This is a genomic window from Pseudomonas sp. KD5 (assembly GCF_012932895.1).
Taxonomy (GTDB): domain Bacteria; phylum Pseudomonadota; class Gammaproteobacteria; order Pseudomonadales; family Pseudomonadaceae; genus Aquipseudomonas.
Genome location: NZ_JDWJ01000012.1, coordinates 180615 through 203802, shown reverse-complemented (window position 1 = coordinate 203802; position 23188 = coordinate 180615). Strand labels below are relative to the sequence as shown.

Sequence of the window (23188 nt, the reverse complement as noted above, 5' to 3'; positions counted from 1 at the left end):
AATAAATGTGGGAGCAGGCTTGCTCCCACATTTAAAAACCTACAAATCCGACTCCTTGACCACCCGCACCTGCGCCGCGTCCAGCGCATACGCCGCATCCGCCAGGTCGTTGGTGACCTTCTCGATCTTCAGCGTGCCAGTCACCCACAGCGGTGTGTAGATGTCATTCAGCTTCAGGCCTTTGGGATAACGCACCAGCACCAGTTGGTTAGGCGGCGGCGGTGGCACGTGGATACAAGCGCCCGGGTACGGCACGAGGAAGAACAACGTGCTGCGGCCCTTCGCATCGGATTCCAGCGGTACCGGATAACCGCCGATGCGGATGTGCTTGTCGTTCATCGACGGCACGGTCTTGGTCGAATACATCACCGCCGGCAAGCCCTTGCTCTGCTTCATGCCACCTTTTTGGGTAAAGGTGCCATTGGCTTCCGGTGAGTTGTGATCGATTTCGGGCATGGCCTCGAGGGCCTTCTGGTCCGATTTTGGCATCAGTTCGAGCCAGTCGGTTTCCGGCAGTTCGCCGGCATGGGCCAAACCACTGCCCAGGAAGAGAAGAGTCAACAGAAGACGGCGCATGAAGGTGCTCGGCAAAGGAAAGGACGGTGGAACGCCAAGCATTCTAGCCCTCTCCGGTGTTGGCGCAGAGAGGGCTTTGTCGCTTGAATCAGTTCTTTTTGATCAGGCCGTAGACCACCAGCAATATCACCGCGCCCACCAGCGCACCAATGAAGCCTGCGCCCTGACCGGCCTGGTAAATGCCCAGGGCCTGGCCGCCGTAAGTGGCCGCCAGCGAACCGCCGATACCGAGCAGGATGGTCATGATCCAGCCCATGCTGTCATCGCCCGGTTTCAGAAACCGAGCCAGCAGGCCGACGATCAAGCCGATAAAGATGGTTCCGATAATTCCCATGGCATTTCCCTCTGATTGAATTGGCTAAGCGAAAGCCTAGCCAGACTTTGGCATCCTGCCATCAGAGAACGGCGGCCACTGAAGGTTCCGCCGCTGCTACATGAAACTATTCGGCAATCAGCGCTTCGACTTTGAGGATCTGCGCGGCAAGGGTCGCACGGTCAGCACAACGCAGGTTGGCGTGACCAACCTTGCGGCCGACCTTGAAGGCCTTGCCGTAGTGATGCAGATGGCAATCGGCGATGGCCAGGACTTTCTCGGTGTCCGGTACTTTGCCGATGAAGTTGAGCATCGCACTCTCACCGACCTTGGCCGTCGAACCCAGCGGCAGACCGGCAACGGCCCGCAGGTGGTTTTCGAACTGACTGCACTCGGCACCTTCGGTGGTCCAGTGCCCGGAGTTGTGCACACGCGGGGCGATTTCGTTGGCCTTGAGGCCACCGTCGACTTCGAAGAACTCGAACGCCATCACGCCGACGTAATCCAGCTGCTTGAGTACCCGGCTGGAGTAGTCTTCAGCCAACGCTTGCAACGGGTGGTCGGTGCTGGCCACGGACAGCTTGAGGATGCCGCTGTCGTGGGTGTTGTGCACCAGCGGGTAGAACCTGGTTTCGCCATCGCGAGCGCGCACGGCGATCAGCGAGACTTCGCCAGTGAACGGCACGAAGCCTTCCAGCAAGCAGGCGACGCTGCCCAGTTCGGCGAAGGTGCCGACCACATCTTCAGGCTTGCGCAGGACTTTCTGACCCTTGCCGTCGTAGCCCAGGGTGCGGGTTTTCAGCACAGCCGGCAGGCCGATGGAGGCCACGGCGGCGTCCAGATCGGCTTGGGACTGGATGTCGGCGAACGCGGGAGTCGGGATCCCCAGGTCCTTGAACATGCTCTTCTCGAACCAGCGATCGCGGGCAATGCGCAGCGCTTCGGCGCTCGGGTACACCGGGACGAATTGCGACAGGAAGGCCACGGTTTCGGCCGGGACGCTTTCGAACTCGAAGGTCACCAGATCGACTTCATCGGCCAACTGACGCAGGTGATCCTGATCGCCGTAATCGGCCCGCAGGTGTTCGCCCAATGCGGCTGCGCAAGCATCCGGCGCCGGGTCCAGGAAAGCGAAGTTCATGCCCAGCGGAGTGCCCGCCAGCGCCAACATGCGACCCAACTGGCCGCCACCGATTACACCGATCTTCATCGTCAACAACCTCAGGCGATGCGTGGGTCTGGATTGTCCAGGACGCTGTCTGTCTGCTCAGCGCGGAATTTTTTCAGCACGGTATGAAACTGCGGATGCTTGGCGCCCAGGATGCTCGCCGAGAGCAGGGCTGCGTTGATCGCACCGGCCTTGCCGATGGCCAGGGTGGCGACCGGAATGCCAGCTGGCATCTGCACGATAGAAAGCAGCGAATCGACGCCCGAGAGCATCGACGACTGCACCGGCACGCCCAGCACCGGCAGGTGGGTCTTGGCTGCACACATGCCTGGCAGGTGGGCCGCGCCACCGGCACCGGCGATGATCACCTCGATGCCACGGGCCTCGGCCTCTTCGGCATACTGGAACAGCAGGTCCGGGGTGCGGTGGGCAGAGACCACTTTCACCTCGTAAGGGATGCCGAGCTTTTCCAGCATATCGGCGGTGTGGCTAAGGGTGGACCAATCGGACTTGGAGCCCATGATCACGCCAACCAGTGCGCTCATCGTCGTGCCTCTTCTCTCTGGGCGCCCGCGGGCGCGTCAAAAAACAACAAGCCACGCAAAATGCGTGGCTTGATTGTACGAATTATGGCCAGTCAAACCGGCCGAAGGCCGCGCAGTATACCTCAATGAAGCAGATAAACAGCCCCCCATACGACCATCTGTCATACGGCGCAAAGCGCCGGTTTTATTGACTTCAGGGTCAGCCTGAAAATNGTTCATATCGACCTGAATCTGTAGGAGCCAGGCTTGCNGGCGANGGCGATCTCGCGGACGCCTTCGCCGGCAAGCCTGGCTCCTACAAAAAAACATTAACCTGCCGGGTTTGGCGCTGTGCCGCCTTCCAGCTTGCGCCAGAGCAACCGAACATTCGCCTTGCGCACCAGCGCGCAGCGATACAGCCGAATCTCCAGCGGCACATGCCATTGCGGACCACCGCAGATGACCAACTCGCCGCGAGCCAATTCGGCGCGCGCGCTCAAGCGCGGCACCCAGGCGATGCCCAGGCCTTCCAGCGCCATGCTTTTCAGGCTGTCGGCCATGGCGGTCTCGTAAATAGTGGTGAACCTCAGGGCACGCTGGCGCAACAGCATGTTCACCGAGCGCCCGAGAAATGCCCCGGCGCTGTAGGCCAGCAAAGGCACGCTGGTCTCGCCTTCCAGGTCGAACAACGGTTTGCCGTGAGCGTCCGCGGCGCACACCGGGAGCATTTCAGTGTCCCCCAGATGCAGTGACGGGAAAATTTCCGGGTCCATTTGCATCGCGGAATCCGGATCATAGAACGCCAGCATCAGATCACACCCGCCTTCACGCAGCGCATGCACCGCATCGCCGACGTTGGTGGCCACCAGCCGCGTGGCAATGTTCAGCCCTTCGTTGCGCAATTGTGCGATCCAGCGCGGAAAGAAGCCCAGTGCCAGGGAGTGGGCGGCGGAGACCTGGATCACCTCGCCCTGCCCGCCTTCCAGGTGATGAAGATGACGTAACACTTCACCCAGCTGTTCGACCACGGTTCGCGCGGTCACGAGAAACAACTGCCCCGCCGCCGTCAGTTCGACCGGGGTGCGAGAGCGATTGACCAAGGTCAGCCCCAGCGCGGCTTCGAGGCTGCGGATCCGCCGACTGAAGGCTGGCTGAGTCACGAAGCGTCTTTCGGCCGCCTGGGAGAAGCTGCGGGTGGCAGCCAGAGCACTAAAGTCCTCCAGCCATTTGCTTTCCAGATTCATCACGCCCTCCCGGACATGCACCAATTTAGGTCACACGTTCGCCACGTACGCGGCGTCACACCGACATTATGCCGAATGTGCATAGCCCAGTGTTTAACAGCATTGGCCCAAAATTCTTCACAAGCCTAGCATTTGCGCTGTTCCGGCACAGACCGGGTCCATATCGAGATGATTTCTATCATGTCCTCCGCTGCATCTTTCCGCACAGAAAAAGACCTGCTTGGCGTACTCGAAGTACCTGCTCAAGCGTATTACGGCATCCAGACCCTGCGAGCGGTGAACAACTTCCGTCTCTCCGGCGTTCCGATTTCGCATTACCCAAAACTGGTTGTTGGTCTGGCGATGGTCAAACAGGCCGCCGCTGACGCCAACCGCGAGCTGGGTCACCTGAGCGAAGCCAAGCACGCTGCCATCAGCGAAGCCTGTGCCCGATTGATCCGCGGCGATTTCCACGAAGAGTTCGTGGTGGACATGATTCAAGGCGGCGCTGGCACTTCAACCAACATGAATGCCAACGAAGTCATCGCCAACATCGCGCTGGAGGCCATGGGCCACAGCAAGGGCGAATACCAGTACCTGCACCCGAACAACGACGTGAACATGGCGCAGTCGACCAACGACGCCTACCCGACGGCCATCCGCCTGGGTCTGCTGTTGGGTCACGACGCGCTGCTGGCCAGCCTCGACAGCCTGATCCAGGCGTTCGCCGCCAAAGGTGAAGAATTCAGCCACGTTCTGAAGATGGGTCGTACCCAGCTGCAAGACGCCGTGCCGATGACCCTCGGCCAGGAATTCCGCGCCTTCGCCACCACCCTGAGCGAAGACCTGGCGCGCCTGAAAACCCTGGCGCCTGAACTGCTGACTGAAGTGAACCTGGGCGGCACCGCGATTGGTACCGGCATCAACGCCGACCCGCGTTACCAGGCCCTGGCCGTTCAGCGTCTGGCCCTGATCAGCGGTCAACCGCTGGTGCCAGCCGCCGACCTGATCGAAGCCACCTCCGACATGGGCGCCTTCGTGCTGTTCTCCGGCATGCTCAAGCGCACCGCGGTCAAGCTGTCGAAGATCTGCAACGACCTGCGTCTGCTGTCCAGCGGCCCACGCACCGGCATCAACGAAATCAACCTGCCGGCGCGTCAGCCAGGCAGCTCGATCATGCCAGGCAAGGTCAACCCGGTTATCCCTGAAGCCGTGAACCAGGTGGCGTTCCAGATCATCGGCAACGACCTGGCCCTGACCATCGCGGCCGAAGGCGGCCAGCTGCAGCTGAACGTGATGGAGCCACTGATCGCCTTCAAGATCTTCGACTCGATCCGCCTGCTGCAACGTGCCATGGACATGTTGCGCGAGCACTGCATCGTCGGCATCACTGCCAACGAAGAGCGCTGCCGTGAACTGGTCGAACACTCGATTGGCCTGGTCACCGCGCTGAACCCGTACATCGGCTATGAAAACGCCACCCGCATTGCCCGTGTTGCCCTCGAAAGCGGCCGCGGCGTGCTGGAACTGGTGCGCGAGGAACGCTTGCTCGACGAAGAAATGCTCGCCGACATCCTGCGCCCGGAAAACATGATTGCTCCGCGTCTGGTGCCTTTGAAGGCTTAACCAAACGCAGGCTCTTTTGAAGAGCACGCTCACCAGGTCGAGGGACTAGACACCTCTCACCTTTTGAGGGCTTGGGGATTTACTCCCTCAAGCCCTTTTTTTTCAACACTTTTGCGGATTTTACGAACATGTTGAATGTTTTCAGTACCGCAAAGATCGCAGCCTTCGGCAGCTCCTACCGGGTTTGACAGAGACCCGTAGAGGCTGCCGAAGGCTGCGATTTTTTGATTTTGCAGCGCTTTCGTTTCGTCGCTTGCACCACAACTGTGCAGACGGACGGCACTCTCCTATGTATAGTGCCGGCCCTCTTCGCGTGAGCGGTCGTCGATAACGAGACCCAAACCCATGCGAACCCGAACTAATAACAACCCGCGAAATGGAACAGGGACGAACCTTCGACCCACCAGTTGTGCCACGCACACTCCGGTGTAACGCGATGTGTCGACCACCCAGTATTCGCACACACAAAAAATAGCGAGGAATAATCCATGCTCGAAGTCATCAACGACTTCCTCTCAGGGAAAGTACTGATCGCGCTCATTGTCGGGCTCGGTAGCTACTTCACGATCCGCTCGCGTTTCGTCCAATTGCGCCACTTCTTCCATATGTTCGCGGTGTTCCGCGACAGCCTGCGCAGCAGCGCCGGTCAACTCAGCTCGTTCCAGGCCCTGATGCTCAGCCTTGCCGGCCGTGTCGGTGCGGGCAACATCGCGGGTGTCGGTATCGCCGTGACCCTCGGTGGCCCCGGTGCGGTGTTCTGGATGTGGGTGACTGCGCTGGTCGGCATGTCCAGCAGCTTCTTCGAATGCTCCCTCGGCCAGCTCTACAAGCGCTGCGACTCCGAAGGCCAGTTCCGAGGCGGTCCGTCCTACTACATCCAGCACGGCCTGCAGAAACGCTGGCTGGGCATGGTTATGGCCGTGCTGCTGCTGGTGACCTTCGGCTTCGCCTTCAACGGTCTGCAATCCCACGCCGTTACCCACTCGCTGAATAGCGCCTTCGGCCTCGACACCACTTACACCGGGCTGGCCCTGGCGGTATTGCTGGGTCTGGTGTTCATCGGCGGTATCAAGCGGATCGCCAAGGTCGCTGACCTGCTGGTACCGGTGAAAACCCTGGTGTACATCGGCGTGACCATCTACGTGATCGTGCTGCAGTTCGACCACGTTCCAGGGATGTTGATGACCATCGTCAAAAGCGCCTTCGGTCTGGACCAGGCGTTCGGCGGCCTGATCGGCAGCGCTATCGTCATGGGCGTGAAGCGTGGCGTGTTCGCCAACGAAGCAGGCCTGGGCAGTGCGCCGAACGTGGCCGCCGTGGCCGCGGTCGAGCACCCGGTCGCACAAGGCGTGGTTCAGGCGTTCAGCGTGTTCCTCGACACCTTCGTTATCTGCACCTGCACCGCGTTGCTGATCCTGCTGTCGGGCTTCTACACCCCGGGCTTTGAAGGCGACGGCATTGCCCTGACCCAGAACTCCCTGGCCGCCGTGGTCGGTGACTGGGGCCGGATGTTCATCTCCGTGGCCCTGGCATTGTTCGTGTTCACCTCGATCCTCTACAACTACTACCTGGGCGAGAACAGCCTGCGCTTCCTGGTCGGTGAAAACCGCAAGGCGCTGATGGGCTACCGCGCGCTGGTACTGGCGTTGATCTTCTGGGGTGCCATCGAGAACCTGGGCACGGTGTTCGCATTCGCCGACATCACCATGACCCTGCTGGCCTTCGTGAACCTGATCGCGCTGTTCCTGCTGTTCAAGGTCGGCATGCGCATCCTGCGTGATTACGATGACCAGCGTGCCGCCGGCATCAAGACCCCAGTGTTCGATTCGAGCAAGTTCGCGGATCTGGACCTGGACCTGAAAGCCTGGCCGGCCAATCCGCCAGCCGTCACCTCTCAGCCACAGGCCCAGCCTGCAGGCGTGACCGCAGCGCAACGCTGATCGGTAAAAAACCGGGCGCATCCCCTGCGCCCGGCGTGACACAACGTATGACCGGCGTCATGCTCGGTCGTACGTTGTTTTGGTGTCGAGCTTGAAGTCCAATCGCTAGCAGGCTCGCTCCCACAAGTCATCGTTTTCGGAGAACCTCCATGAATTCCTCGACCTACCCTGCCGCGCAGCACGTCATGGTGCTCTACACCGGTGGCACCATCGGCATGCAAGCCAGTGCCCACGGCTTGGCCCCGGCGTCCGGTTTCGAAGCGCGGATGCGCGACTACCTGCACAGCCAGCCTGAGTTGGTGGTGCCGCAGTGGCGCTTTCGCGAGATGTCGCCACTGATCGATAGCGCCAACATGACCCCTGCGTACTGGCAGCAACTGCGTGAAGCGGTGGTCGACGCCGTTGATGTCCAGGGCTGCGACAGCGTGCTGATCCTGCATGGCACCGACACCCTGGCCTACAGTGCCGCGGCCATGAGCTTTCAGTTGCTCGGCCTGAACGCCCGCGTATGTTTCACCGGTTCGATGCTGCCGGCCGGCGTGACCGACAGTGATGCCTGGGAAAACATCAGTGGTGCACTGGTTGCCCTTGGCCAAGGCCTGGCACCGGGTGTTCATCTGTACTTCCACGGTGAACTGCTCGACCCGACCCGCTGCGCCAAGGTTCGCAGTTTCGGTCGTCATCCGTTCAAGCGACTGGAGCGTCAGGGCGGCGGCGTGAAAGCTTCCTCGATACCTGCCCAACTGAACTACAACCAGCCAAGGCAACTGGCGAAGGTCGCGGTGCTGCCGCTGTTCCCCGGCATCGGCGCCGAGCAACTGGATGGCCTGCTCAACAGCGGTATTCAGGGTCTTGTGCTGGAATGTTATGGCAGCGGTACCGGACCAAGCGACAACCCCGGGTTTATCGCCAGCCTGGAACGGGCACGAGACAATGGCGTGGTAGTGGTTGCGGTCACCCAATGTCATGAGGGTGGCGTGAAGCTCGACGTGTATGAGGCGGGCAGCCGCTTGCGCGATGCCGGCCTGTTGTCCGGTGGCGGCATGACTCGCGAGGCGGCGCTCGGCAAGTTGCATGGGCTGCTCGGTGCAGGGCTTGAAACCACTGAAGTTCGGCGACTGGTCGAACTTGACCTGTGTGGCGAACTGAGCTGACACAACACATAACCTTGTGGGAGCGGGCTGTGGCGAGGGGGCTTGCCCCCGTTTGAGTGCGTAGCACTCACAAGATCTTTGGTACATCAGAGATTTTGGGGCAGCTTCGCAGCCCAACGGGGGCAAGCCCCCTCGCCACGGACCGCTCCCACAAGATCGTTGTTGGGCACATAACTTGCTCCCGTTCCAGCATCTCGACGCTGGAAGACTCCATGCTCCACTCCCACCTCACCACCCTCAACGCCGTCTCCCTGGTGCTTAACACCTTCAAGGCCGAAGGCTTGCCCAGCGAGGCGTTATTGGCCGGCAGCGGCATCAGCGCGGCGGATCTGAGCCGGGCGGACACGCGCATCACTACCAATCAGGAGATGCTGGTGTGCGCCAACGCCGTCGCGCTGCGCCGCGATATCGGTCTGGAGTTGGGTCGGCGGATGCACGTTTCGTCCTATGGCATGCTCGGGTACGCCTTACTCACCAGCGCCACTTTAGGTGACGCCTTGCAGTTGGCGCTGCACTACCCGGCGCTATTGGGAACACTGTTCGAGTTGAGCCTGGAGGAGGATGGCGAGCGCATCTGGCTCACCGCGGGCGACTATCGGGAAAACCCCGCGCTGGCACCGTTCAATGTCGAGTTTTGCCTGGTCTCGATGAAGGTCACCTGTGAAGACCTGCTCGGCCACCCCCTGCCTTTGCTTGGCGCTCGCTTCGATTACCCGGCACCGGACTATCAGGCGCGCTACAGCGAGCGTTTCGACTGTCCGTTGCAGTTTGATGCAGCGTCCAACGGATTTGCCTTCGACAAGCGCTGGCTCGAACACCCCCTGCCGCTGGCCGACGCCATCACCCACCAGGCCATGGCCGAACGCTGCCGCAAGCAAAACACCGAGTTCACCGGGCGTCAGGCCTGGCTCGGGCGCATCCGCCAATTGCTCGCCGCACAACTGAGCGCGGCACCCGGTCTGGACGGGTTGGCCGAACAGTTGAACTGCTCGTCGCGCACCCTGCGCCGCCATCTGAAGGATCTGGGATGCAGCTATCAGGAACTGCTCGATGAACTGCGATTCGAACAGGCCAAACGCATGCTCTGCGAGGATCAACTGCCGATCTATCAAATCGCCGAAGCACTGGGCTTCAGCGAGACCGCGAGCTTCCGGCATGCGTTTGTGCGCTGGAGTGGCGTGGCGCCGAGCCAGTTCCGCCCTTGAGCCGCCCCTGTGGCGAGGGAGCTTGCTCCCGTTGGTCTGCGCAGCAGACCCAAACCGAACACCGCATTCCTCCCTTCAGATAGCAGTTGCCGGGTAACGACTGCTGCGCAGCCGAGCGGGAGCAAGCTCCCTCGCCACAGGGGGGGGCGAATTTCGGTCAAATGTTTTGGCCACATAGATCCCCTTTTGGCCTTTCCTGCCGTTCTCCCAGACGTCGCCTGCCGCAAGACTGTGTTCAAACCGAATCAGCCTGCGGAGAACAACAATGCTGACGATCTACTCGGACGATCACCACCTGCATCACGGCCGTTGTGAATTGATGGACGGGCAATTGATGCCCTGCTTCGAAATGCCTTCACGGGCCGATCACGTATTGCAACGGGTCAAGGACCAGAACCTCGGCCCGGTTGAAGTGCCGAAAGACTTTGGCCTTGATCCGATCGCGCGCATCCACAGCCGCGATTACCTCGACTTCTTCAAAGGCGCCTGGGCGCGCTGGACTGCATTCAATACCGACGGCGACTTGCTGCCCTACACCTGGCCGGCCCGCACCTTGCGCCGAATCATGCCCACCAGCCTGCACGGCCAGCTCGGCTATTACAGCTTCGACGGCGGCGCACCGATTACCGCCGGCACCTGGCAAGCAGCGTACAGCGCGGCGCAAGTTGCCCTCACGGCCCAAGCGGCGATCCAGCGCGGCGCCCGCAGTGCCTTCGCCCTGTGCCGTCCACCGGGACACCATGCCGCCAGCGATTTGATGGGCGGCTATTGCTACCTCAACAATGCTGCCATCGCCGCTCAAGCCTTCCTCGATCAGGGCCATAAAAAGGTCGCGATCCTCGATGTCGATTACCACCACGGCAACGGCACTCAATCGATTTTCTACGAACGCAGCGACGTGCTGTTCACCTCGATCCACGGTCATCCAGAAGCCGAGTTTCCGTTCTTCCTCGGCTACGAAGACGAACGCGGTGAAGGCGCAGGCGAAGGGTTCAACTTCAACTACCCGTTGCCCGCCGGCAGCGCTTGGGACCGTTGGAGCGCCGCGCTGGAGCAAGCCTGTAAAGAGATCGAAACGTACGGCGCCGACATCGTTGTCGTGTCCCTGGGCGTCGATACGTTCAAGGACGACCCCATCTCCCAATTCAAACTCGACAGCCCGGATTACCTGGCGATGGGTACCCGCATCGCAGGCCTCGGCAAGCCGACGCTGTTCGTGATGGAAGGCGGTTACGCGGTAGAAGAAATCGGCATCAACGCCGTGAACGTTCTCGAAGGTTTTGAAAGCGCCCAATGAGGAATTAGAAGAATGAACAGACTCAAGCGTCTTATCGCTCCAGCGCTCTGCGCCACACTGCTCAGTGGCGCCGTCCATGCTGAAGAACGTACTTTGCGGGTCTACAACTGGTTCGACTACATCACCCCCAAAGCCCTGGACGATTTCAAGGCTCAGAACACCCAGACCAAACTGGTCTACGACATCTTCGACACCAACGAAGCGCTGGAAGCCAAGCTGCTGACCGGCAACTCCGGCTACGACGTGGTGGTGCCGTCCAACGTGTTCCTCGCCAAGCAGATCGAAGCCGGCGTATTCCAGCCAGTGGACCGCAGCAAACTGCCGAACTGGAACCACCTCGACCCCAAGCTGATGAAGCTGATCGAAGCCAACGACCCGGGTAACAAATTTGCCGTGCCGTACATGTACGGCACCATCCTGATTGGCTTCAACCCGGCCAAGGTCAAGGCTGCGCTGGGCGACAACGCACCGGTGAACAGCTGGGACCTGATCTTCAAGGAAGAGAACATCAGCAAGCTCAAGCAGTGCGGCGTGGCCCTGCTCGACTCACCTTCGGAGATCCTGCCGCTGGCCCTGCAACACCTCGGCCTGGACCCCAACAGCAAGAAGCCGGCGGACTACGCCAAGGCTGAAGCGCTGCTGATGAAGATCCGGCCGTACATCACCTACTTCCATTCGTCCAAGTACATGGCCGACATCGCCAACGGTGACATCTGCGTTGCAGTCGGGTATTCCGGCAGCTTCTCCCAGGCCGCCAACCGCGCCAAGGAAGCCAAGAACGGTGTGATCGTCGACATGCGCCTGCCCAAGGAAGGCGCGCCGATCTGGTTCGACATGCTCGCGATCCCCAAAGGCGCGAAAAACCCGGAAGACGCCTACACCTTCATCAACTACCTGCTGCAACCCCAGGTCATCGCACCGGTCAGCGACTTCGTCGGCTACCCGAACCCGAACAAGGACGCCACGGAAATGGTCGACCCGGCGATTCGCAACAACCCGAACCTGTACCCGACCGAAGCGGCGATGAGCACGCTTTACACCCTGCAACCCTTGCCTCGCGATGCTGAACGGGCGCGGACCCGGGCCTGGACCAAGATCAAATCCGGGACCTGAAACACCCGGTGAATCAAAGACCCGCGCCATCGCGGGTCTTTTTTGGTCAACGGCTAATAGGGGGGGCTTTGATCTGCGCGGTGGCAGCAATCAGGAACTCATCGCCATTTATCGCGGCGAGATCAGTCGCACACTCGCCGCCTCAGTGTTTTTCATAGATCAGCGGTTCATTTAAAAACCGGGAGGCCATCGTTCAATCCCGCCAGACCTGCCGCAACCGTGCCAGCGCCGACTCTATCGCTGGCTCTGGCACCGCCGCAAAACCCAATACCAGACCGGCGCGCTGATCGACTGGAGTCCTGGAGTCCGGTAGCCAATAGTTGCTCAAGCCATTGATCTCCACGCCTACGCTTTCCGCTTGTTCGATCAGTTGCCGTTCGCGGGCCAGGCTGTCCACCGAAACCGTCAGGTGCAGCCCGGCGGAGACGGCGGGCAGGCTACCCACTCCGGTCATCCCCGCCGGCCAGCCACCCAGCAAACAATTGCGACGGCTGAGGGCGGCACGCCGCATCCGGCGAATGTGCCGCTGGAAATGCCCGGCGGCCATGAACTCGGCCATCACCGCTTGAGTGCTCACTTCGGAATGCCGCACATCCACCGCCCGACGCTGCGCGAATGCGTCCACCAGGCCCGGCGGCAGCACCAGATAACCCAGGCGCAGCGCCGGAAAAGCGACCTTGCCGAAGGTGCCGACATACAGCACCCGCCCATGGCGATCGAGTGCCGCCAGCGGCGCCAGTGGCGCGCCGCTGTAACGGTACTCGCCATCGTAGTCGTCCTCGATGATCCAGCCCTGGTTGCCCTCGGCCCAGGCGAGCAGTTCCAGACGCCGGGCCAGACTCATGACCACACCGGTCGGGTATTGATGGGAAGGCGTAACGTAAGCCAGCCGGCAATCGCTCAACTGCGCCAAGGCGCTGCAGTCGATCCCCTCCTCATCCACCGGCACACCGTGCAACCGTGCACCGGCTACCGCAAAGGCATGGCCGGCAGCGCGATAACCCGGATTTTCAATCCCCACCCCATCGCCAGGCTCCACCAGCAACTGTGCACAAAGGCTGATCCCCTGCTGCGCGCCACTGGTGATCACAATTTGCTCAGCGGCGCACTGCATCCCTCTCGAGCTGCGCAAGTAGGCAGCAATCAATCCGCGCAAGCGTTCATCGCCTGCCGGGTCGCCATAACACAACTGCTGTAAATCCGGTTTACGCCAGAAAGCCGCATTCAGCTTGGCCCAAACCTCGAAAGGGAACAGATCGAACGCCGGCACGCCGACCCTGAATGCGCGCGGCGGGCCACCGGGCGGTGCAGCCAAATGATTCTTTTCAACGCGCCCCAAAGCACCGCTGTGGATAACTTTACTGGATGGAACAACAGGTAAATCCAGCCAATTTGTGGATAAGGCTGTGGGTAACCCTGTTGAAAACCCTGTGGATACTTTTGTGGATAATTTTTTCGCCGGCAACGCCGCCTGAGGCAATTGCGCCACGTAAGTCCCGTCACCCACACGCCCCTCGATGAAGCCTTCAGCGTAAAGCTGATCGTAGGCACGAACCACGCTGTTGCGGGAAATCGATAACGCCGTAGCCAGATCGCGACTGGCCGGCAGTCGTGTGCCGCTGGCCAATCGTCCGTCGAGCACGCGTACCCGCAGCGCTTGATAGAGCTGTCGACTCAGGCCCTGGCGGCGGTCGAGTTCGATACCCGCCGGGTTGAACGACGAGGGAAGCGGCGTATTCGACATGACAATGGACCTATGAAATTGGTCATTAATGGCTCTTACAACAGACCATTAGCCTGCCTAGGATGAAGGCATTCGCCAAGGAATTTTCCATGTACCTGCCACTTTGACGCGTTAAGGAATGAACATGAGTCAGATCGACATCCGCCAGGTCACCACCGACGATCACGCTGCCTGGCTGCCGTTGTGGCAAGCCTACTTGCGCTTCTACAACACCGAGCTGCCCGAGGCGGTCACTCAAAGCACCTGGCAGCGCCTGCTCGACCCGAGCGAACCGACCCACGGGGCGCTGGCCTGGGTCGACGGCAAAGCGGTGGGCATGGTGCATTTCATCTATCACCGCTCGAACTGGAGCATCGAAAACTCCTGTTACCTGCAAGACTTGCTGGTGGCACCCGAAACTCGTGGCACCGGCGTCGGTCGGCAACTGATCGAATTCGTCTACAGCACAGCCAAGGCCGACGGTTGCTGCAAGGTCCACTGGCTGACCCACGAAACCAACGCCACCGCGATCCAGCTCTATGAGCGCATCGCCGAACGCCCCGGTTTCATCCAGTTTCGCAAAGCCCTTTAAGGTTCAAGGAGAACACCATGTCGACTTCACTCGCAGACTGGAAAGGCGTCCCGGCGCCCTCGGCCCAACTGATCGAAGGGCGTTTCATTCGCCTGGAAAAACTCGACCCGGCGCGTCACGCCGATGGTTTGTGGAAAGCCCTGGAAGGCCCAGGCTCGGACCCGAAACTCTGGGACTATCTGCCCTACGGTCCTTTCCCGGAGCGCAGTGCGTTCAATGACTGGCTGAACAATCATGCGGCCAACAGCGATCCGTATTTCTTCAGTGTGATCGACCGTGTCAGCGGCGAGGTGCAGGGTCTGCTCAGCCTGATGTCGATTGTTCCTGCCCAGGGTCGCATCGAGATCGGCCATGTGACCTTCGGCGCACCGATGCAGCGCTCGCCCAAAAGTACCGAGGCGGTTTACCTGCTGGCCAGGGAAGCCTTTGCGTTGGGCTACCGGCGCCTGGAATGGAAGTGCAACAACGGCAACGCTCGCTCCAAGTACGCAGCAGAGCGGTTGGGGTTCAGTTTTGAGGGGGTGTTCCGCCAGCACATGGTGGTCAAGGGTCAGAACCGTGACACGGCGTGGTATTCGATTCTGGACTCGGAATGGCCGACGATTCAGGCGGGGTTCGAGCGGTGGTTGAGCGATGAAAACCAGACGGAATCGGGGCAAGTGCAAACGTTGACGGAGTGTCGCGGGTAATCTTCGACGCCCGTACGGACAACTTCGCGGGCAAGCCTCGCTCCTACGGATCACACGAACCTGGAGCGAGGCTTGCCCGCGAATGGCATCACGCTAATGTCTGGGCGAGTACCGCAATATGCTCTGGCCCGATCCCGCAGCACCCGCCCAAATGGCTGGCCCCGCGCTTGCGCCAATCGGCCGCCCACTGCAGATAACCCGGCGGGTCGAGATCATCACGCAACGGGTCCAAACCGTCGTTGGCCGTGGCTTCTTTCGGTTGAGGCGGGAAAGCATTGGCGTAAGCGCCGATGTGAATCTTCACCCCCAGGCGCTCGAAGGTTTCCCGCGCCGCATCAATCGCCGCACCGATCACTTCCGGCTGGCTGCAGTTGAACAGCAACGTCTCGACACCCAACTCAGCCGCCACTGCGGCGGCCTCAGCCACTGGCTCACCGGAGCGCAAACGCGGCACTTCGTCTGTGTCTTCATCCTTCAAAGTAAACGATAGCCACAACGGTTTGCCGTCCTTCGGCAGCCCGGCATGGATCGCCCGTGCTTCGACGATCGAGCTCTGGGTTTCGGCCAGCCACAGGTCGACATGAGGCGCCAGGCCATTGACCAGAGGGGTCAGCAGTTCAGTCACCCGGGCAGCGTCGAACAAGTCCGGGCGGTAGGAGCCGAACAACGGCGGCAATGAACCGGCCACACGCACCGATTGGCCCGAAGCATCGACTGCACGCCGAGCCAGCTCGCCGGCCAACGCCGCAAGGGCCTGGCCTTCAGCGGCGAAACGTTCTTCGCCAATGTGGAACGGCACCACCGCGTAACTGTTGCTGGTGATCACGTTGGCACCGCTTTCGATATAGGCCGCGTGCACCGCCTCTACGGCTTGTGGCGCCTCGCTCAAGGCCAGTGCCGACCACTCGGGTTGCCGGAACGGCGCCCCTCGGCGTTGCAGTTCACGACCCATGCCGCCATCCAGAATTACCGTGCTGTCTGCGCCCATATGCTTTTCACTCATAAGCTTATGAAAATAACTCACTATCAGAGTCGTTCTTATAACTATTTAATGCGCACCATACGGTTAATAACAACCTCTTTTTTCAGGGATCAACTGTGAAACTTCAACCGCTGCTGGCCCTGGGCCTGACGATTCTGGCTGCCTCCACCCAAGCCTTTGCGGGCGCCACCCTGGATCGCATCGAACAAAAGAAAGAACTGGTCGGTGTGTTGATGGAAAGCTACCCACCCTTCTCGTTCCTCAACGATCAAAACCAGCTCGACGGCTTCGACGTTGAGGTGGCCAAGGCCGTGGCGGACAAGCTGGGCGTCAAGCTGCGTCTGGAAACGCCGTCCTGGGATGTGATCGCCGCCGGCCGCTGGAGCGGGCGTTACGACATCTGCATCTGCTCCATGACCCCGAGCAAGGCCCGCGCCGAAGTCTTCGACTTCCCGGTCGAGTACTACGCCTCCCCTGCCGTGATCGTGGTCAATGCCAAGGACGATAGCATCCACAGCGCCAAAGACCTGAGCGGCAAGAAAGTCGGTCTCACCAGCGCCTCCAGCTATGAAAGCTACCTGAACAAAAACCTGGTGATCGAAGGCGCCGAAGACACTCAATTGCAGTACCCGTTCGAGAACGTGCAGATCGCCCCGTATGACACCGACAACGTCGCGTTCCAGGATCTGGGCCTGGGCGCTGGCGTGCGTCTGGACGCGATCCTCACCAACCTCGTCACCGCGCAACCGCGCCTGAGCGAAGACAAGCGCTTCAAGCTCGCCGGCCAGCCGCTGTACTCGGAGCCGAACTCGGTGGCCATCGAAAAAGGCGATGCCCAGTGGGACGCCAAAGTGCGTGATGTGTTCGCTCAGTTGAAACAGGACGGCACCTTGAGCAAGCTGTCGCAAAAATGGATCGGCGCCGACATCAGCAAATGACTTCCTTCCCCAAACCTCCTCAGCCGCCGCAACCGGTGGCTGAGTCATTACTGCAACGGGTCTTCGGCTTCCGTACCCGGCTGTACCTGACCTGGGCGGCGATGTTCGGCTTGTTCGCCAGTTTCTTCCTGAGCTTCGACCTGAAGTTCTCGATCATCCTCGACAAACTGCCGAACCTGATCGGCCTGCACCTGGCGCCCAACGGCTTTCTGCAAGGCGCGGCACTGACGCTGTTCTTGTGCCTGTGCTCGATTGTGGCTTCGTCGCTGCTGGGCTTCATCACGGCCCTGGCTCGACTGTCGAAAAGCGCCGTGGCGTTCGGCATCGCAAGTTTCTATGCCTCGTTCTTTCGCGGCACGCCGCTGCTGATCCAGATATTGCTGATCTACCTCGGCTTGCCGCAATTGGGCGTCGTGCCGGGCGCCATCGCCGCCGGCATCATCGCCCTGTCGCTGAACTATGGCGCCTACCTGAGCGAAATCTTCCGCGCCGGCATCCTCGGCGTTCCCCACGGCCAACGCGAAGCATCGCTGGCCCTGGGCATGCGCGAAACCGTGATTTTCTGGCGCGTCACCCTGCCCCAAGCCATGCGCACCATCATCCCGCCCACCACCAACCAGTTCATCTCCATGCTCAAGGACTCATCCCTGATCTCGGTGATGGGGGTTTGGGAAGTGATGTTCCTGGCGCAATCGTACGGGCGCTCGAGCTATCGCTATATCGAAATGCTGACGACGGCGGCGATCATTTATTGGCTGATGTCGATTGGGCTGGAGCTGATTCAGGCGCGGATGGAACGGCATTACGGGAAGGCGTATGTGAGCCGGTAAGGGCTGCGATCGTTTGATCTGCGGTAGATACGTTTTTGGCCGTGCGCCAGCTCCCATGTCTTGATTCGTCGTAAGAAAAAGCATCCAGCTGGAATGGTTAAAAAACCGCCACCTTCAAGCGGCTGGCAATGTTCTACACAACCATTTGACTCCCCCCGCAAACCCGCCGGAAGCGGCTGACATCGGCACCCATAGCCTCCCTCTTAGAGTTTGGCCTCCTGTCAAAAGAGGCCGTACTCGATGCCCGTTCAACACAAATACAAACCCCACCACCTTGTTTTGGCCATTGCACTTGCAGTTGGTTGTGCAGAGTTATCCCTTGCCCAGCAACTGGAGCCTCAAGTCGATACCAACACAAAGCCCACCAAAACCCGAAAAAAAGCCGCCAAACCTGTGTTCCCCACTGGCAGTGGGTTTGAAGAGGCCACACCAAGTAACACAGGTTTGAATGTTATTGATCTTCCCGATAACTCCGTCTACACCGTACTGAATGCCGGAAAAGTTGAAGATGGGTTCGAACAAGTCACCAGCAATCCGGCATTCATGACGCCGAAGGCTTCCGATAGCGACACTCAAGTGGCGTTGCCCCGTAATGACGTGCCGCTCGAGACGGCTGACACCTCTACCAGCGGGCAGGCCCTGGCCCGCAATGTGGATACCTCCAAGACCATCACTGCCAACGCTGCCATCAACGCACTGCTGGCCAGCAACAAGACCACTGCCTCCATCGCCATTGAACAATTGAGCGCAAGTAGCAACGCCAATCTCGCAAAAGCCACTTTAAGCAGTGTCAGCCCCGTCAGTGCCAGCATGCTCTCCGCCATGCACCAATTGGATAACGGCACGGGCTCTTTTTCCAACAAAGCTCCACGCGTTGCCGCTGGTAGTGAAAACAGCAGTCGCGTCTGGCTTCAGGCATTGGGCCATGGCGGCAAAGTCGAGAACGACTTCGACAACACGCTGAAACATTCCACCCAAGGCCTGGTTCTGGGTGCCGACTGGCGGCTCGATCAGCAATGGCATGCCGGGGTGATGGGCGGAAAATCACAGACGCAACTCGATGCCCGGCAATTCGATGGCGACCTCGACAGTTGGCATCTGGGTGCTTATGCGGTGCGCCAGGATGGTCCATTGGCGCTGCGTCTCGGTGCTACTTACGCCAGCCACGAAGGCAGCAGCAAACGTCGGGTCGCGTTCAACGGATTCAGCGACCGTCTCAAAGGCAGTTATGACGCCAACACCCAGCAGGCTTTTGCCGAAGCGGGCTTCAATCTGGGCAGCAACAATGTGACCATCGAGCCATTCGCCGGTGTCGGTTATCAACGCTACCAGCGTGAAAAACACACCGAAAAAGGAGGGGATGCAGCGCTGAAAGTCCATGGGCAAACCCAGGACAACTTCAGCAGCACCTTCGGCCTGCGCGCGGCGAAGCTGAACACACTGGACAACGGCATGCGCCTGACGCCGCGATTCAGCGCCGGCTGGATACACATCTATGGCGAGCTCGACAGCGAAACGCGCCAACAGTTGGTCAAGGGCGGGAAACGTTTCGACATCGCCGGGGCAGGGTTGGATCGCGACAGCCTGTCGCTTGATGCCGGGCTCGACCTGGGGCTCTCGGCCAACCACTCGCTGGGTGTGGGCGTCACTGGGGAAATCGGCACTGAGAGCCGCAGTCATGGCGTGATGGGACAGTGGCGGATGGCGTTCTGATTCACACGTCGTTTCACTGATTCAGCACAGCACCTTGTGGAAACGAGCTTGCCCGCGCGGAATGCACCTCGGTTTTTCAGGTTTTACGCGTCATCGTTCTTCGCGGGCAAGCCTCGCAAACTCCGGGCGAAAAAAAAGGGGAGCACATGCCCCCCCGAGGTTTAAAGCGGTATATCGAGGCTGTTAACTCAGCCTTCGATCTCGATCAGGATCTCGCCCGGGTTCACCCGGTCGCCCTTGGCCACGTGGATGGCGGTGACTTTACCGGTGATGGCCGACTGGACTTCGGTTTCCATCTTCATCGCCTCGGTGATCAGCACGGCCTGGCCGGCTTTCACGGTGTCGCCTTCCTTGACCAGCACGTCGACGATGTTGCCCGGCATGGTGGTGCTGACGTGGCCCGGTGCAGTGGCTTGCTTGCGCTTGCTGCTGCCGCCGCTGACGAATTCGTTGAGCGGTTCGAACACCACTTCTTCCGGCATGCCGTCGATGGACAGGTAGAAGTGGCGCTTGCCTTCAGCCTTGACGCCCACACCGGTGATGTCGACGCGGTAGGTTTCGCCGTGAACGTCGATGACGAACTCGGTCGGCACGCCTTCACCACCGGCCGACGCCACGCCGCCCGCTTCAGGAATCGGCAGCAGCACTTCTGGCGTCAGGGTGCCGGCTGCGCGTTCTTCGAGGAACTTGCGGCCGATGTCCGGGAACATGGCGTAGGTCAGCACGTCTTCTTCAGACTTGGCCACGGCGCCGATTTCGGCACGCAGCTTGGTCATCTCCGGCTTGAGCAGATCGGCCGGACGCACGTCGATCACCTCTTCGCTGCCGATGGCCTGACGACGCAGCTTTTCGTTCACAGTGCCCGGCGCCTTGCCGTAGCCGCCTTGCAGGTAAAGCTTCACTTCGTTGGTGATGGTCTTGTAGCGCTCGCCGGCCAGCACGTTGAAGAACGCCTGGGTGCCGACGATCTGCGAGGTCGGGGTCACCAGCGGAGGGAAGCCGAGGTCTTCACGAACGCGCGGGATTTCCGCCAGCACTTCGCTCATGCGGTTCAGGGCGCCCTGCTCTTTCAACTGGTTGGCCAGGTTGGAAATCATCCCGCCCGGAACCTGGTTGACTTGCACGCGAGTGTCGACGGCGGTGAATTCGCTTTCGAACTGGTGGTACTTCTTGCGCACGGCGTAGAAGTACAGGCCGATCTCTTGCAGCAGTTCCAGGTTCAGGCCGGTGTCGAACTCGCTGCCTTTAAGGGCGGCGACCATCGACTCGGTACCCGGGTGGCTGGTGCCCCAGGCGAAGCTGGAGATCGCGGTGTCGATATGGTCGGCGCCGTTTTCGATGCCCTTGAGTTGGCACATCGCAGCCAGGCCGGCGGTGTCGTGGGAATGGATGAACACCGGCAGCGACTGCTCGGCTTTCAGTGCCTTGACCAGTTCGCCAGTGGCGTACGGGGTCAGCAGACCGGCCATGTCCTTGATCGCCACCGAGTCGCAACCCATGGCTTCCATTTGCTTGGCTTGCGCCACGAAAGCCTCGATGGTGTGCACCGGGCTGGTGGTGTAGGCGATGGTGCCCTGGGCGTGTTTGCCAGCAGCCTTCACCGCTTCAATGGCCACGCGCAGGTTACGCACATCGTTCATGGCGTCGAAGATGCGGAACACGTCGATGCCGTTGACCGCGGCCTTGGCGACGAAGGCTTTGACCACGTCGTCGCTATAGTGGCGGTAGCCCAGCAGGTTCTGGCCACGCAGGAGCATTTGCAGGCGCGTGTTAGGCAACGCGGCGCGCAGTTGGCGCAGACGCTCCCACGGGTCTTCTTTCAGGAAGCGTACGCAGGCGTCGAAGGTCGCGCCGCCCCAGACTTCCAGCGACCAGTAGCCGACTTTGTCGAGCTTGTCGCAGATCGGCAGCATGTCTTCGGTGCGCATGCGGGTGGCGAGCAGCGATTGGTGGGCGTCGCGCAGGATTGTGTCAGTTACATGGATCTTCTTGGACATTGTCATATTCCTCACAGGCCTGCGTGGGCGGCGATGGCGGCGGCGATGGCCAGGGCCAGCTCTTCGGGTTTGCGCTTGATCGAGTAGTTGGTCAGTTCAGGATGGCTTTCAACGAAGCTGGTGTTGAACTGGCCGCTACGGAATTCCGGGTTACGCAGGATTTCCTGGTAGTACGCGGCAGTGGTCTTGACCCCTTGCACGCGCATGTCGTCGAGGGCTCGCAAGCCACGGTCCATCGCCTCTTCCCAGGTCAGCGCCCAGACCACCAGTTTCAGGCACATCGAATCGTAGAACGGTGGAATGGTGTAACCGGTGTAGATCGCCGTATCGGTGCGCACACCGGGACCACCGGGCGCGTAGTAACGGGTGATCTTGCCGAAACTCGGCAGGAAGTTGTTTTTCGGGTCTTCGGCGTTGATCCGGAACTGCAGCGCGAAACCACGGTGCAGGATGTCTTCCTGTTTCACCGAGAGCGGCAAACCGGATGCGATGCGGATCTGCTCGCGAACGATGTCGATGCCGGTGATTTCTTCAGTGATGGTGTGTTCCACCTGCACCCGGGTGTTCATCTCCATGAAGTACACCTCGCCCTCGGCGAGCAGGAACTCCACGGTGCCGGCGTTCTCGTAACCCACGGCCTTGGCTGCACGCACCGACAAGTCGCCGATGTAGGCGCGCTGTTCCGGGGTCAGTTGCGGGCTCGGAGCGATCTCGATCAGCTTCTGGTTGCGACGCTGGATCGAGCAGTCACGCTCGAACAGGTGTACCACGTTGCCGAAGCTGTCGCCGAGGATCTGCGCTTCGATGTGTTTCGGGTTTACGATGCATTTTTCCAGGAACACTTCCGCCGAACCGAAAGCCTTGGTGGCTTCGGAAATCACCCGAGGAAAGGCCTGTTCGAGTTCTTCGCGACTGTTGCAACGACGAATGCCGCGGCCGCCACCACCGGAGGTAGCCTTGAGCATCACCGGGTAACCGATGCGGTCGCCTTCGGTCAGGGCTTCTTCGATGCCCGACACGTTGCCTTCGGTGCCCGGTGTGACCGGCACGCCGGCCTTGATCATGCTGCGGCGCGCTTCGGTCTTGTCGCCCATGCGGCGAATGACTTCCGCCGACGGGCCGATGAATTTGATTCCGCGTTCGGCGCAGATGTCCGCCAACTCGGCATTTTCCGAAAGGAAGCCGTAGCCGGGGTGCAACGCATCGCAACCGGTTTCCACCGCCAGGTTCACCAGCTTGCGCGGGTTCAGGTAGCCGGCCAGTGGTTCGGCACCGATGCTGTGGGCCTCGTCCGCACGCTTCACATGCAAAGCATGACGGTCGGCGTCGGAATAGATCGCGACCGAGCGAATGCCCATCTCGGCGCAGGCGCGCACGATTCGTACGGCAATCTCACCACGGTTGGCAATCAGGATCTTTTTTATCACTTGGAGGTTCCCTTGAGCCGGTGGCACCCACGACCCGATTAGACAGGTCGACGCGTGACCAAATGTTTCAATTCAGTCGCAGCTCCACACTAGCTCTCGCAAGGGATTAACAAAAATGAATAATAATTGGGTCAGGCATAAGCAAAGACTTATAGTTG

At 60.4% G+C, this 23188-nt stretch carries 20 protein-coding genes; 11 read left to right on the top strand and 9 right to left on the bottom strand.

Annotation, left to right across the window (positions count from 1 at the left end):
- Positions 1 to 39: 39 nt before the first annotated feature.
- The 5 genes from AF70_RS24945 to AF70_RS24925 all read right to left on the bottom strand — a co-directional run bounded on the left by AF70_RS24945 (position 40) and on the right by AF70_RS24925 (position 3825).
- A complete protein-coding gene (locus AF70_RS24945; protein ID WP_026331809.1) occupies positions 40 to 576 on the bottom strand; it encodes a DUF3299 domain-containing protein in 537 nt (178 codons plus the stop codon).
- 88 nt (positions 577 to 664) lie between these two features.
- The gene (locus tag AF70_RS24940; protein ID WP_028940111.1) at positions 665 to 910 is read right to left on the bottom strand and encodes a GlsB/YeaQ/YmgE family stress response membrane protein; all 246 of its coding nucleotides are present in this window, start codon (positions 908 to 910) and stop codon (positions 665 to 667) included.
- Between the two features lie 106 nt (positions 911 to 1016).
- On the bottom strand, positions 1017 to 2099 hold the full coding sequence (locus AF70_RS24935) for a 5-(carboxyamino)imidazole ribonucleotide synthase (protein WP_019580395.1): 1083 nt from the start codon (positions 2097 to 2099) through the stop codon (positions 1017 to 1019).
- 11 nt (positions 2100 to 2110) lie between these two features.
- The gene (purE, locus tag AF70_RS24930) at positions 2111 to 2602 is read right to left on the bottom strand and encodes a 5-(carboxyamino)imidazole ribonucleotide mutase (RefSeq protein ID WP_003196369.1); all 492 of its coding nucleotides are present in this window, start codon (positions 2600 to 2602) and stop codon (positions 2111 to 2113) included.
- A 308-nt stretch (positions 2603 to 2910) separates the two neighbouring features.
- Complete coding sequence (locus AF70_RS24925) at positions 2911 to 3825, bottom strand: LysR substrate-binding domain-containing protein (protein WP_028940110.1); 915 nt, start codon at positions 3823 to 3825, stop codon at positions 2911 to 2913.
- A gap of 180 nt (positions 3826 to 4005) precedes the next feature.
- Here AF70_RS24925 and aspA point away from each other — a divergent pair, with 180 nt between their 5' ends.
- The 6 genes from aspA (at position 4006) to AF70_RS24895 (ending at position 12139) form a co-directional block, all read left to right on the top strand.
- Positions 4006 to 5430 carry an aspartate ammonia-lyase gene (gene aspA, locus AF70_RS24920; RefSeq protein ID WP_019580393.1) on the top strand — a complete coding sequence of 475 codons (1425 nt, stop codon included), beginning with the start codon at positions 4006 to 4008 and terminating at the stop codon, positions 5428 to 5430.
- Positions 5431 to 5918: 488 nt separating this feature from the next.
- Complete coding sequence (locus AF70_RS24915; protein WP_028940109.1) at positions 5919 to 7370, top strand: sodium:alanine symporter family protein; 1452 nt, start codon at positions 5919 to 5921, stop codon at positions 7368 to 7370.
- A 149-nt stretch (positions 7371 to 7519) separates the two neighbouring features.
- Positions 7520 to 8524, top strand: a complete 1005-nt coding sequence (locus tag AF70_RS24910) for an asparaginase (RefSeq protein ID WP_019580391.1) — start codon at positions 7520 to 7522, stop codon at positions 8522 to 8524.
- A 212-nt stretch (positions 8525 to 8736) separates the two neighbouring features.
- Positions 8737 to 9729, top strand: a complete 993-nt coding sequence (locus AF70_RS24905; protein WP_028940108.1) for an AraC family transcriptional regulator — start codon at positions 8737 to 8739, stop codon at positions 9727 to 9729.
- 265 nt (positions 9730 to 9994) lie between these two features.
- Complete coding sequence (locus AF70_RS24900; RefSeq protein WP_018927381.1) at positions 9995 to 11026, top strand: histone deacetylase family protein; 1032 nt, start codon at positions 9995 to 9997, stop codon at positions 11024 to 11026.
- A gap of 12 nt (positions 11027 to 11038) precedes the next feature.
- Positions 11039 to 12139: a polyamine ABC transporter substrate-binding protein gene (locus AF70_RS24895; RefSeq protein WP_019580389.1), complete on the top strand. Its 1101-nt coding sequence runs from the start codon at positions 11039 to 11041 to the stop codon at positions 12137 to 12139.
- A gap of 193 nt (positions 12140 to 12332) precedes the next feature.
- Here the strand turns inward: AF70_RS24895 and AF70_RS24890 are convergent, their stop codons facing one another.
- Positions 12333 to 13883: a PLP-dependent aminotransferase family protein gene (locus AF70_RS24890; protein WP_028940107.1), complete on the bottom strand. Its 1551-nt coding sequence runs from the start codon at positions 13881 to 13883 to the stop codon at positions 12333 to 12335.
- A 124-nt stretch (positions 13884 to 14007) separates the two neighbouring features.
- On the opposite strand from AF70_RS24890, the gene AF70_RS24885 reads away from it, so the two are divergent.
- A complete protein-coding gene (locus AF70_RS24885; RefSeq protein ID WP_019580387.1) occupies positions 14008 to 14454 on the top strand; it encodes a GNAT family N-acetyltransferase in 447 nt (148 codons plus the stop codon).
- A 17-nt stretch (positions 14455 to 14471) separates the two neighbouring features.
- On the top strand, positions 14472 to 15143 hold the full coding sequence (locus AF70_RS24880; protein WP_019580386.1) for a GNAT family N-acetyltransferase: 672 nt from the start codon (positions 14472 to 14474) through the stop codon (positions 15141 to 15143).
- Positions 15144 to 15231: 88 nt separating this feature from the next.
- Here the strand turns inward: AF70_RS24880 and AF70_RS24875 are convergent, their stop codons facing one another.
- On the bottom strand, positions 15232 to 16131 hold the full coding sequence (locus tag AF70_RS24875; protein ID WP_019580385.1) for a homocysteine S-methyltransferase family protein: 900 nt from the start codon (positions 16129 to 16131) through the stop codon (positions 15232 to 15234).
- 110 nt (positions 16132 to 16241) lie between these two features.
- Between AF70_RS24875 and AF70_RS24870 the strand changes: the two genes are divergently transcribed.
- The 3 genes from AF70_RS24870 to AF70_RS24860 all read left to right on the top strand — a co-directional run bounded on the left by AF70_RS24870 (position 16242) and on the right by AF70_RS24860 (position 19606).
- Positions 16242 to 17063 (top strand): ABC transporter substrate-binding protein, encoded by an 822-nt coding sequence (locus AF70_RS24870; RefSeq protein ID WP_028940106.1) that lies wholly within the window; start codon positions 16242 to 16244, stop codon positions 17061 to 17063.
- Positions 17060 to 17893 (top strand): amino acid ABC transporter permease, encoded by an 834-nt coding sequence (locus AF70_RS24865; protein WP_028940105.1) that lies wholly within the window; start codon positions 17060 to 17062, stop codon positions 17891 to 17893. The genes AF70_RS24870 and AF70_RS24865 overlap by 4 nt, the downstream gene beginning before the upstream one ends.
- Before the next feature lie 240 nt (positions 17894 to 18133).
- Positions 18134 to 19606, top strand: a complete 1473-nt coding sequence (locus AF70_RS24860; protein ID WP_028940104.1) for an autotransporter domain-containing protein — start codon at positions 18134 to 18136, stop codon at positions 19604 to 19606.
- 188 nt (positions 19607 to 19794) lie between these two features.
- Here AF70_RS24860 and oadA read toward each other — a convergent pair whose 3' ends face one another.
- Together oadA and AF70_RS24850 are read right to left on the bottom strand one after the other, a co-directional pair.
- Complete coding sequence (gene oadA, locus AF70_RS24855; RefSeq protein ID WP_028940103.1) at positions 19795 to 21603, bottom strand: sodium-extruding oxaloacetate decarboxylase subunit alpha; 1809 nt, start codon at positions 21601 to 21603, stop codon at positions 19795 to 19797.
- Positions 21604 to 21614: 11 nt separating this feature from the next.
- Positions 21615 to 23030, bottom strand: a complete 1416-nt coding sequence (locus AF70_RS24850) for an acetyl-CoA carboxylase biotin carboxylase subunit (RefSeq protein WP_019580379.1) — start codon at positions 23028 to 23030, stop codon at positions 21615 to 21617.
- Positions 23031 to 23188 lie beyond the last annotated feature (158 nt).